This window comes from Sorangium sp. So ce128, from assembly GCF_051525245.1.
Lineage (GTDB): Bacteria > Myxococcota_A > Polyangia > Polyangiales > Polyangiaceae > Sorangium > Sorangium cellulosum_B.
The window spans coordinates 5,761,809-5,773,956 of the sequence record NZ_CP150313.1; the positions used below are offsets into that span (position 1 = coordinate 5,761,809).

The following is a 12,148-nucleotide window of genomic DNA, read 5'->3' on the forward strand; positions in this document are numbered from 1 at the left end:
GGGCCCGCTTTTAGCTCGGCGGCGGGCGGCGTCCAGCGCTGTCGCCGGTCATGCGGCCGGCGTCACTCCGCGCGCCTCGTCCGCGTCCCGGCGGCTGGCCGCGGCGCCGCGCCGCCGTCTGCCGCGGCAGGGCAGCTCTCCGCGGTCTCGCCGGTGCAGCACTCGGCCTGGTTGGCGCCGAACATCGGGCAGCGGCCGTTCACGCAGGCGGCGTGGCCATGAATGTAGGCGAGCGGCGAAGTGCAGATCGGGCAGCGCACCGCGGCAAACTGTAGCGCCGGCCGGCCGGCAGCGGAACGGGAGATCGAGAGAGCGCGCCAGGAGCGCCGAGGAATGTTGCTTCCCGGCGCTCCCGGCGGTCTCTCGCTTCTTCAGAGGGTCAGGGCACGAGGTCCTGCACGGCCTGCACCACCGCCTGGGCATTCATGCCCAGCCGGTCCATCACGATGTCGCCAGGGGCGCTCGTGCCGAAGCGATCAATCCCGAGGGCGATCCCCTTGAAGCCGACCCACCGGTGCCAGCCGAAGGTGACGCCCGCCTCGATGGACACGCGCCGCGTGCACGCGGCGGGCAGCACGGCCTCGCGGTAGGCGTGATCCTGGCGCGCGAACCGCTCCACGCAGGGCATCGAGACGACGCGGACGCCGGGTCCGATCCGCTTCGCGGCCTCGACCGCGTGCTGCACCTCGCTGCCCGTCGCGATCAGGATGGTCTCGAGCGCCGCCGTCTCCTTGACCAGGACATAGGCGCCACGCCGGACGCCCTCGCGCTTGGCGGCGGCGTCCCCCGGAAGCAGCGGGACGGCCTGGCGCGTGAGCGCGAGGACCGTCGGGCCGTCGTTGCGCTCCAGCGCGGAGATCCAGGCGCCGGCCGTCTCCTCGGCGTCCGCCGGCCGGATGACGTCCAGATCGACGATGACGCGCAGCCCGGCGACGGTCTCCACGGGCTGGTGCGTCGGCCCGTCCTCGCCCACGCCCACCGAGTCGTGCGTGAAGATGTAGATGACCGGCAGGTGCGACAGCGCGGCCAGGCGGATGCTCGGCCGCAGGTAGTCCGCGAACACGAGGAACGTCGCGCCGCTCGGGCGCAGGCCGCCGTGGTACGCGATGCCGTTCATGATCGCGCCCATGCCGTGCTCGCGGATGCCGGCGCGGATGTTCCGGCCGCCGGGGTGCTCCGGATCGAAGTCGGTGCTCGACGCGATGTAGTTGAACGTCGAGCCGTAGAGGTCGGCGCTCGACCCGATGAGCGCAGGCACCGCCTCGGCGACGGCCTGCAGCACGGTCTCGCCGGCCTTGCGCGTGGCGACCTTGGTGCCGGCGGCGAAGGCGGGGACGCGCGCGTCGAGGTCCGCCGGGAGCTTCTTCGCGAGGCCGTCGTCGAGCTGGCGGGCGAGCTCGGGGTTCTTCGCGCGCCAGGCCTGGAAGGTCGCCTCCCACGCCCCGCGCACCTTGGCGAGCTCTTCCTTGCGCGTCGCGAAGAACTGCTTCACCTCCTCGCTGACGTAGAAGTGCTCGGCGGGCAGCCCCAGGTTCTTGCGGGCCTGATCCACGAACTTGGCGCCGCCCTCGCCGTGCGCCTTCTGCGTGCCGGCGACCTCCGGGATCCCCTTGCCGATGAGGGTGTGGGCGACGACGAACTTCGGCTTTCCGCTCTTCGACGCCCGCGCCTGGCCGAGCACCCGGTGGACGGCCTCCAGATCGTTGCCCTGCTCGATGTGGAGCACCTCGAAGCCGTAGGCCTCGAAGCGCTTGGCCGTGTCCTCGCTCTGGGTCTTGATGGCCATCGCGTCGAGGGTGACGTCGTTGGCATCGTAGATGAGGATCAGGTTGTCGAGCTTGAAGTGCCCGGCGAAGGATGCCGCCTCGGCGGCCACGCCCTCCTGGAGGCAGCCGTCGCCGGCGAGGCAGTAGACATTGAGATCGAAGATCGTGTGCTCCGGCGTGTTGTAACGCGCGGCGAGCATCTTGGCGGCCACCGCGTGCCCGACCGCGTTGCCCACGCCCTGGCCGAGCGGGCCAGTCGTCGCCTCGACACCCTCGGTGTAATGGTACTCCGGGTGGCCGGGCGTCTTCGACTCCCACTGCCGGAAGCGGCGGACGTCGTCGAGGGACACCGGATAGCCCGAGAGGTGCAGCCAGGCGTAGAGGAACATGCTGCCGTGACCGGCGGACAGGACGAAGCGATCGCGGTTCAACCAGTGCGGTTCGCTCGGATCGTGGCGGAGGATGTCGCCGTACAGCGCGGCACCGATCTCGGCGGCCCCTAGCGGTAGGCCGAGGTGACCGGATGAGCAGGCGTGGACGGCATCCATGGCGAGGCCGCGGGCGATCGAGGCCGCGGCGGCGAGCTTGGCGAAATCAGGCATGGCGCGCACTCTAACCTACTTCGTCGCGAAGCGCGCCCCTTCGCGAGGCCCCCTCACCCCGCCGCCCGGCGCCTGGACCGCTCCGAGCGCGCCTCGGCGCTCGCGTGACTGCCCAGGCCTTCGTGAGACGCGCGGGGCCGCGGAGCGGAGATCGGGCCGAGCCGGTCATCAACCCCCCCTCGGCGAACGTCGCTCCTCCCTCGGCGGGACCACGAGACGTCCCTCGCGGGGGGCGCCACGGCGCCTGTCCCGCCCGCTGGTAGACCGCGTCGACGCGGGATGCAGCCCCCCGCGGCTCGCCGTCGACCCGCAGGCGCAACGCCTCCGCCGCGCGGCCAGCTGGCGCTCACGGAGCCCCCGACCGCTGGTCGCGCTTTCACCCCCACCTGGGCCGTCGTCGGGGTCACCCAACCTGGACCGAGCCACCGCGGACCACTCCCGACGCAGGCGCGCTCGCGTGCTTCAGGGGGCGAAGGCCGCGACGAAGCCGTCCTTGCTCGTAGCGGTGAGCGGGCCGGTGCCGAAGCCGGCTGTACCCGTGAAGTCGCCGACGAGCGCGATGCGATCGGCGGGATAGGTCGTCAAACCTCTTATCAAAGTGCGTTCCGGCGGGACTGGCCCACCGCCGAGATCCAGAGGCGGCTTGGCGGGTTTTCTGCCGCTCCGGGGCAATTTTCCGCCGTCGTGTTAGCCCCTGCCACACCCAAGTGCCTCCGTGTCTCACGCGCTCCACCCTGCCGTTCCGGGTGCGGCGTCGCGGCGCCCGACGCCAGGTCGCTCTCAACATGGCTGTCCTCGCCCAGGCCACGCCGTGATCCTTCGCACCTCCGTGGCCCCCCGGAAGGCACCGGGGAGGCAGGGATGGGACGGGAGAAAGAGGCCCTGTTCGCGCCCGAGCTCAAGGCGGAGGCGGTACGTCTGGCGAAGGCGGACGACCGGAGCTCCGGCCAGCGGCCGGGAGCGCTCACGACGCCCGAGCGTGAGGAGCTCCAACGGCTGGAGATGGGGATGGAGCGTGAGAGCCGGAAAAAGCGGAGACCTCGTCACGAAGGAAAGCGAGTGAGGCGAGCCGACATGGGACCTCGGAACGAGGCGGAAAGCGCCCATCTCATGCGTACTCATGCGTATGTAGATGGAATGGATGGCCTGTGTGGCTCAGCCTACCCTCTCCACCGCACCCTGCACCCCTCTCCGCTTCCGCCTACAAAAGGTATGTTAAGGCTGAACAGCCCGTGGTACGAACGGAAGAAGAGAAGACGGAATGTTTCCTGTGATGGGGCCGCCGGCTCACAGTGTACGTATTTGCTCGCCCGCCGTGCGTTGGGGCACGCCGACCGGGCGCACCAGGATCGCTCGATCGTGCTGAGCCGGCAGAGACCCATGCAAGAACAAGAAACTCCGCTCTCTGGCCTCGTCCTCATCGTGGACGATAGCGCGGACAACCTGACCGTGCTGTCGCACGCGCTCATGTCGGATGGCCTGGAGGTCGCTGTCGCGCGCGACGGTGAGGAGGCGATCGAGCTGGTCAGCCGGGCCCAGCCGGACCTCGTCTTGCTCGACGCTCTGATGCCCGGCCTCAGCGGGTTCGAGACATGCCGGCGGCTCAAGGCCGATCCGGCGACGCAGGGCATCCCCGTCATCTTCATGACGGCGCTCGCTGAAGCGAGGTTCAGGCTCCAGGGCTTCCGCGTGGGCGCCGTCGACTACGTGACAAAGCCGTTCGAGAAGACCGAGCTCCTGGCGCGGGTGCACACCCAGATCTCGCTCCGGCGCGCAACGCGGGCTCTCGAGGAGCGCAATACGAGGCTCTCGGAGGAGATCCGGGAGCGCGCCAAGGCGGAGGAGGCGCTGGCGCAGGCCGTGCAGATGCTGCGCGACACGAACGAGCGGCTCTCGCAGCAGCTGATCCAGAGCGAGCGCGCCGAGGCGGCCAGGGCGGCGCTGCAAGAGCAGATCATCGCGGCCCAGCGGGAGCGGCTCCTCGAGCTGTCCGCTCCGCTCATTCCGATGATCGATGGCGTCCTCGTGATGCCCCTCATCGGCACGGTGGACGTCGAGCGTGCCGGACAAGCGGTCGAGACAGCGCTGCGCGGAGCGAGCGAGCGCAGGGCGGACTATCTCATCATTGACATCACCGGCGTAAAAGCAGTAGATGAGACGGTTGCGCGCATGCTCGTGCAAGCCGCGATGGGGCTCTCGCTGCTCGGCACGCGGACGGTCGTCACGGGCATCCGCGCAGAGGTAGCGCAAACGTTCGTGGCGCTCGACCTGCACCTCGATCAGCTCGTGACGAAGGCCACCCTGCAGTCGGGCGTGGAGCACGCGCTGCGGACACGCGACCGCCGACAGCACAAGCCCGAGCGTTGAAGTACCGGAGAATTCCGCTGTTCACCCGGCGTCTCCGCCGGACCCGAAGAGGAGCTGAACCGGGATGGATCTGAGAGACTACGTTGTGGGGGAGGTGATGCACGAAGGGGCCGAGACCCGCGTGTGCCGCGCGGTCCATCGTCCCTCCGGCGACCGGGTGGTGCTCAAGCTCCCCGTGGCGGCCGCGCCGAGCTCGCGCGTGACGGGGCGCATCCTGCATGAGCATCACATCCTGACACAGCTGAGAGAGGTGTCAGGGGTGGCACGGGCGCGGGAGCTCCTGCAGCGGGGCGGCACGGTCGCGCTGGTGATCGAGGACCCCGGCTTCCGGTCGCTGGATCTACAGCTCGCCGAGCACGGGCGCCTGCCGGTGGAAGCGGGGCTGAGGCTAGGAGCGCTCCTCGCCCGAGCCCTCGAGGCCGTGCACGCGGCCGGCATAACGCACAAGGATATCAAACCCCAGAACGTGCTGGTCGACGCGGCGTACGCGCAGGTCAAGCTGCTCGACTTCGGCATCGCCTCGTCGCTGCCGCTGGAGGCGACGGCGGCGAGCATCCCCGAAGGGCTCGAGGGGACACTGGCGTACATGTCGCCCGAGCAGACGGGCCGCACGGCGCGAGCGCTCGATCCCCGCACCGATCTGTACTCGCTCGGAGTGACGCTCTTCGAGGCGCTCTCGGGGCGGCTGCCGTTCACCGAGCGCGACCCGCTCGCGCTGGTGCACGCGCACCTCGCCAAGGAGCCGCCGTCCCTCGACGAGGTCGTCCCCGACGTGCCTCCGGGCCTCGCGGCGATCGTGTCCAGGCTCCTCGCGAAGTACCCTGACCGGCGGTATCAGACGGCCAAGGGGGCAGCGGAAGACCTGGAGCGAGCGCTGCGCATGTGGCGCGAGCGCGGCGCGGTGGAGCGCTTCACGCTCGGGGACAAGGATTTCTCGCAGAGGCTGCGGCTGCCAGACGTCCTCGTCGGGCGGGAGCACGAGCGCGATCTCCTGGGCGCAGCCTTCGCCCGCGCCGCCGAGGGCGCGGCGGAGCTCGTGCTCATCGGCGGCCCGTCCGGCATCGGCAAGACGGCGCTCGTGCGCACCGTCTACCAGGACATCGCGCGTGCGGGGCGCGGGCTCCTGATCTCGGGCAAGCACGACCAGCTCGCGCGGTCGACGCCCTACGCGGCCATGGCGCAGGCGTTCGGGGCGCTGATGCAGCAGTGGCTGGCGAGCCCGAAGCCGACGCTCACGGCGTGGCAGGAGCGAATCAGGGCCGACGTGGGGGACAACGCCCGGCTCATCGCCGACGTGGTGCCGGAGCTCGACCTGATCATGGGCAAGCTCGCGCCGGTGCCGCCGGTGCACGGCGAGCAGGTGCTCGCCCGCCAGAGGCTGACCTGGCTGAACTTCGTGCGGGCGGTCACGACGCCGAACGCGCCGCTCGTGATGTTCCTCGACGACATGCAGTGGGCCGACAGCGCCACGCTGGAGATCCTGAGGACGCTGCTGACCGACGCAGAACGAAGAGAGCTCCTCGTGCTCGCGGCGTACCGCGACAACGAGGCGCCCCCCGAGCACCCGCTGTGGAGGCTCGTGGCGTCGGTCGAGGAGAGCGGGGCGAGGGTGTCGAGGATGTCGGTGCACCCCCTGTCGGCGGAGCACGTGCAGGCATGGACAGCGCGGGCGCTGAACAGCGAGGCGGCGCAGGTGGAGCCGCTCTCGCGCATCCTGTGGCAAAAGACGCGAGGAAACCCGTTCTTCATGGAGCATCTGCTGCTGTCCCTGCACCGGCAGAGCAAGGTGGCGCGGGACCCGGAGAGCGGCGCGTGGCGCTGGGGCCAGAAGGAGATCGAGCAGGCGCAGGTGACCGACAACGTCGTCGCCCTCCTGACGGACAAGCTGCTCGAGATGCCTGAAGCGACACAGCAGCTCCTGGGGCTCGCGGCGTGCGCGGGGCACGCCTTCCACCTCCACGACCTGGAGCGGCTCAGCGGATGGGAGCGCGCCCGGGTGACCGGCGCGCTCTGGCCCGCCCTGCGGGAGGAGCTGGTGGTGCCGGCCGATGGAGCCTACCGGACCGCGCAGGCGCTGGGAGCGGCCGGAACTGGAACCGGAACTGGAACCGGAGAAGGAGCGCTCGACGCTGAATACCGCTTCTTGCACGACCGCGTGCAGCAGGCGAGCTACGAGCGGGCCCCGCCGGCGCAGCGCGTCCTGGCGCACCTGGAGATCGGCCGGCGGCTGTGGGCGCGGCATCGGACGCAGAAGGGCACACCGCAAGAGCTCCTGGAGCTGGTGCGGCACCTCAACCTGGGCTCGGCGCGGATGGACTCCGCAGGCGAGCGCGAGGCGCTGGCGCGGCTGAACCTCGAGGCCGCGCGCGCCGCGAAGGCGGCGAGCTCGTACCGGCTCCTCCTGAGCCTCGCCGAGACCGCGCAGGACTTGCTGGGCGATGACGCCTGGCGCAAGGACGCGCCGCTGTGCGCGGAGCTCGCGCTCGAGCAGATCGAGGGGGCCTTTCTGCTGCGGGAGTTCGACGACGTCGAGGCGCGGTGCGCGCGGCTGCTCGCCAGGCCGCTGCCGGCGCTCACCAGGCTCTCGGCGCACGAGATGCGCGTCCGCAGCGCCCAGGCGGCGGGCCAGTTCGCGCGAGGGGTCGAGCTCGGGCTCGCCGCGCTCACCGAGCAGGACATCGCATTTCCGGGCGCGGACGAGGCGCGCGGCGCCGCGCTCCTCGAGGAGTCCGCCGAGCTGGATCGATGGTTCGAGCGCGACCCGGACGCGTTCGAACGGATGCCCCTCGATCCCTCCCCGGAGCAGGTGCTCATCGATGCGCTGACGATGCACCTCATGGTGTGCGCGGCGATCGGCGGTCAGCCGGTGCTGTCCGGGCTCGTGATCGTTCGCGCCGTGCTGAGGGTGCGAGAGCGGCGCGCGCTCACGCCGGTCTCTCCCTTCATCATCGTTTGCTTCGCGAACGTCTGGTCGCTCACCACAGGCATGTATCGTCGCGCTGCGTGCTGGGTCGGCCCTGGAGTGCGCGCAGCCGAGCGCGTCGCGTCGCCCTTTCTGGCAGAGTGTCTGTCCTTCCAGGGGCAGTACACGGCCTACGGCCGCCCCGCGGATGAGATGGCGCCCATCTTCGAGCGAACCTGCGCGACCGGCCTGAAGGTCGGCTCGTTCCAGGGGACGAGCTGGGGGCTGGAAGGCGACCTGTTCTACTACCGAGTGTGGCGCGGCCAGCCGCTCGGGCAGCTCGAGGCGCACCGGGCGGCGCGCTGGGGGTTGATGCAGCGCGCGGGGACCGCGCTCGGGACGCACTATTTCGAGGCGATCGCGTCGTGGTGCGACCTCTTGACGACCGCCGACGGCGCAGGGAGGCTCCTGTCGGGCGAGCCGCTCTCACGAGGATCGCGCTCCCTCCTGGCTGACGGAGACGGGATGGCAGCCGAGCTGGCGCGCATCCTCGAGGCGCACCTGTTCCTCGTCGCCGGCGCGTACCCGATGGCCCTCTCGCGGGCACGGGAGGCCGAGCAGTTCCGCGTGTCCATCTTCGGCTTTCCCCCGGTCACGGACATACCGCTCTGGCTCGCGCTCGCGGCCGCGAGGTGCTGGCCGGCGGCCGCGGACGCGGGGGAGCGGGCCGGGCTCCGCGACGACATCGAGCAAGGCCTCGCGCGGCTGAGGTACTTCGCCGAGGGGAGCGCGGACAATTTCCTCCACAAGCTGCGCCTCCTCGAGGCCGAGGACGCCCGCGTGCAGGGCAAGACCGACGAAGCCATGGCCAGGTACGACGAGGCCATCGAGCTCGCGCGCGAGCAGCGATTCTTTCACATCGAAGCCCTGGCGGCTCAGCTCTGCGCCGAGTTTCACCTCGAGGCGGGCAGGAGCCGTGTCGCCGCGCTGTACCTGCGCGAGGCCAGGGACGCTTATGTTCGCTGGGAAGCGCACGCCGTGGTGGCCCACCTGGAGGCGAGATGGCCGGCCCTGCTCCGTGCGCCTGCCCAGCCCGCGACGGCGGAGCGCCGCCGCACGACGGGCGTCGCCACGCTGACCACCACGGGAGTCACCGGCGGCGCGCAGCTCGATGTGAACACCGCGGTGCGCGCGGCGCGGGCGCTGTCGAGCGAGCTCGACCCGGAGCGGGTCGTCGGGCGTCTGATGGAGCTCGTGCTGGAGAGCGCCGGGGCGCAGCGCGGCGTCCTGCTGCTGGGCGAAGGCGAAGAGCTCTCGGTCGTGGCGCGGCTCTCGGTGGAGGGAGGCCACATCGAGACGGGCCTGTCCGAGCCGCTCTCGCAGAGCAGCGAGGTGGCGAGGACGGTGGCGCACTACGTGGCGCGCACGAACGAGCCGGTCGTGGTGGACGACGCCAGGTCGGACGCGCGCTTCGCGGCCGATCCGCACCTGGCCTCGCGCTCCGTGCTCTCGCTCCTCTCGCTTCCCTTGTCGCATCGAGGGCGCCTCGTGGGCGTGCTCTACCTCGAGCATCGCGAGGTGCCTGCGGCGTTCCCCGAGCGGCGGGTGGAGCTCCTGTCGGTGCTCGCCGCGCAGGCCGCGATCGCCGTCGAGAACGCCCTCCTGTACCGGGACCTGGAGGCCAAGATCAAGGAGCGCACCGTCGAGCTCCGCATCGCCAAGGAGGCCGCGGAGCGCGCCAGCCAGGCCAAGAGCGACTTTCTCTCCAGCATGAGCCACGAGCTGCGAACGCCGCTCAACGGGATCATGGGTTATGCCCAGATCCTGGAGCGAACGCCCGACGTCCCGCCGGCGTGGCGGGAGGGCCTGCGGGTCATCCAGAAGTCGAGCGAGCACCTGCTCTCGCTCATCAATGACCTGCTGCACCTGGCCAAGATCGAGGCGGGCAAGATGGACTCCGTCCTGACGGAGTTCCGGTTGCCTGCGCTCGTGCGGACGGTGGTCGACCTGTGCCGGGTGCGCGCCGAAGCGAAGGGGATCACGTTCTCCCATGAGCTGCTCGGCCCTGCGCTTCAGGCCGTCTGTGCCGACGAGAAGCGGCTGATGCAGGTACTCTTGAACCTCCTCGGCAATGCCATCAAGTTCACCGAGCGGGGACGCGTGTCCCTCCAGATCGAGGTGCTGGAGGAGACCGTCCCTGCAGGGCGGATGGTGCGGTTCCGGGTCGAGGATACGGGTCCTGGGATCGCCCCGGAGCACCTGTCACGCATCTTCGAGCCCTTCGAGCAGGTGGGGGAGCAGAGCGCGAAGAGCGAGGGCACAGGGCTTGGCCTCGCCATCACGAAGAAGCTCGTGCAACAGATGGGCGGTGCGATCGAGGTGCAAAGCGAGGTCGGCGAGGGCAGTGTCTTTACCGTGACGCTCCCGCTCGCCGAGGCGCAGCTCGCGACGAGCCCAGGCGAAGCCAGGGGGTGGGACACGATCGTCGGCTATCCTGGGGAGCGCCGCACGATACTCATCGTGGACGACAGCTCCGACAATCGCGCGGTGGTGCGCGGGCTCCTCGGCCCGCTCGGCTTCGATCTGTGCGAGGCTGACGGCGGGAAGGAGGCGCTGCGCATGGCGGCGCTGCGCGCGCCGGCGCTCATCCTGCTGGACGTCTACATGAAGGACATGGACGGCTACGAGACAGCGCGTCGCCTCAGGCTCATGCCCGAGCTCCGGCACGTCGTCATCCTGGCCTCGTCGGCGAGCGTATCCGAGGCCGAGCGGCAGCAGTGCGCCAGCGCCGGCTGCGATGACTTCTTGTCCAAGCCGATCGTGGCGAGCGCGCTCCTCGACAAGATATCGCGCTTGCTGAGCATCGAGTGGCTTCGCCGCGATGGAGCCCCCGCTCGGGACGCGCCGGCGAAGGAGCCCGAAGGCGGCGGACACCTCGCGCCGCCTCCGGCCGAAGAGCTGGCGATCCTGTCGGCGCTCGCGAAGAAGGGGCTCGTCCACAAGATCCTGGAGGAGGCGGAGCGGATGGCGCAGCACGATCCGCGGCTCAGACCTTGGATCGAGCAGCTCACGACGCTGGCACGCAGCTATCAGACCCGGAAGCTGCGGGACTTTGTCGGCGTGTACGACCCAGGCGGCGCGGGCGGCGCCGACGGCCGCGCGGATCCACAGGAATCGATGTAGCGAGTGGCCCAGGTCGGGGGGACGATGCCAGGGATGGCGGGAGAGAGCCGCCGGGTCGCGGTCGTTACCCCGATCTGGGGCGGGTCGCCCGTTCGAGCAGCCGCTCCACCGTCGCTGTCTGCAGGTCGCGCGTCTGGGCCGTGAGCGAATAGAGCATCGCCTCGCGGAAGAGGCGCTGCGCGGCGTGGTCGAGGAGGTTGGCGCTGCCGCCGGTCGCAGCGACCGCAGCGTGCGCGGCCCTGACGCCCAGATCGATGCACCAGGCACGAACGCGGACCGCATGCTGTGCATGGCCCTCCGCCTCCGGCCGGTCCGCCCATGCATCGACCTCGGCGCGGGCGGCCTCCCTCTCGTCCTCGAACGCCCGCGCGGCGTGCGCCAGGCGCGCGCTGCCGCGGCGCTCCGAAAGCTCCGCGAGCAGGGCCGCGGCGGAGCAGGCCGCGCCCAGGGAGAGCGCCGACGGCGTGAGCAGGCCCGCCACGTCGCGGGCAGCCTGCTGCTCGCGCGTCAGGATGGCGATCACCTGCTCGGGCCCGACGCGCAGATCACGCAGCGTCAGCGACACCGTGGCCGAGGCGTTCATCGCGCTCAGGCGGAGCGGCGGCGATGCCTCGATGGAATCCCCCGCCTCCAGCGACGTCAGGACGTACACCAGGCGGCCATCGGGGAGCGCGCCGGCGATGACCGCATCGTCGGCGATCCCATGGCCGGTCAACCAGGGCACGGTGCCCTCGAAGCGAAACCGGTCACCGTCGGGCTCCACCCTGACCATCGGCGGGCCCGGGCGGCGGACGTGCGAGAAGCCCACGGTGCAAAAGCGCTCTCCAGAGGCGAAACGAGGCAGGACGCGCTCCTTGAGCGCCTCGTTGTCGCCGCGCGCGATGAGCGGGCACGCGGCGGCGTGCTGCATGTGGACGAACGCCGTCACGCCGCAGGCGCCGGCGAGGATCTCCAGGACCTCGCGCGCGACCTGCGGCGGGGCGCCATGGCCGCCGTGGCACGCAGGCGTCGCGATCCCGAGGAGACCTGCGTCCGCGAGGGCGCGGATGTGCTCTCGGGGAACCGCCGCGGCCTGATCCGTGGCGTTCGCCGAGGGGGCGAGCACGAGCGTCGCGAGCCGGCGGGCGCGCTCGATCAGCGCGGCGGAGCCGGCCGTGGCCGGCGGCGTGGGCGATCCGGGGGACATGCGAAGGGAGTGTAGGCCGCGGCGGCGACGCGACCCAGCGCCCCGACCGAGCGCGGCGCCGACGAGAGGCGGCCGAGCGGCTCCGCGCGGCCGCGGCGGCGCTCCCGGACGGCGGCGCGCGCCTGCGCTTCGGGGCGCGAGG

At 71.1% G+C, this 12,148-nt stretch carries 6 protein-coding genes; 2 read left to right on the top strand and 4 right to left on the bottom strand.

Annotation, left to right across the window (positions count from 1 at the left end):
• Nucleotides 1-62: 62 nt before the first annotated feature.
• The 3 genes from WME82_RS21965 to WME82_RS21975 form a co-directional block, all read right to left on the bottom strand.
• Nucleotides 63-260 (bottom strand): hypothetical protein, encoded by a 198-nt coding sequence (locus WME82_RS21965; protein WP_437873315.1) that lies wholly within the window; start codon nt 258-260, stop codon nt 63-65.
• A gap of 119 nt (nt 261-379) precedes the next feature.
• Entirely contained in the window at nt 380-2,368 is a 1,989-nt protein-coding gene (gene tkt, locus WME82_RS21970) for a transketolase (protein WP_438044379.1), read from the bottom strand.
• 462 nt (nt 2,369-2,830) lie between these two features.
• On the bottom strand, nt 2,831-2,953 hold the full coding sequence (locus tag WME82_RS21975) for a hypothetical protein (protein ID WP_438044380.1): 123 nt from the start codon (nt 2,951-2,953) through the stop codon (nt 2,831-2,833).
• Nucleotides 2,954-3,229: 276 nt separating this feature from the next.
• Here WME82_RS21975 and WME82_RS21980 point away from each other — a divergent pair, with 276 nt between their 5' ends.
• Nucleotides 3,230-4,735, top strand: coding sequence for a response regulator (locus WME82_RS21980; RefSeq protein ID WP_438044381.1), 1,506 nt, complete (start codon nt 3,230-3,232; stop codon nt 4,733-4,735).
• Nucleotides 4,736-4,799: 64 nt separating this feature from the next.
• Nucleotides 4,800-10,820 carry an AAA family ATPase gene (locus WME82_RS21985; protein WP_438044382.1) on the top strand — a complete coding sequence of 2,007 codons (6,021 nt, stop codon included), beginning with the start codon at nt 4,800-4,802 and terminating at the stop codon, nt 10,818-10,820.
• A 64-nt stretch (nt 10,821-10,884) separates the two neighbouring features.
• Here the strand turns inward: WME82_RS21985 and WME82_RS21990 are convergent, their stop codons facing one another.
• Nucleotides 10,885-12,006: an acyl-CoA dehydrogenase family protein gene (locus tag WME82_RS21990; protein ID WP_438044383.1), complete on the bottom strand. Its 1,122-nt coding sequence runs from the start codon at nt 12,004-12,006 to the stop codon at nt 10,885-10,887.
• Nucleotides 12,007-12,148 lie beyond the last annotated feature (142 nt).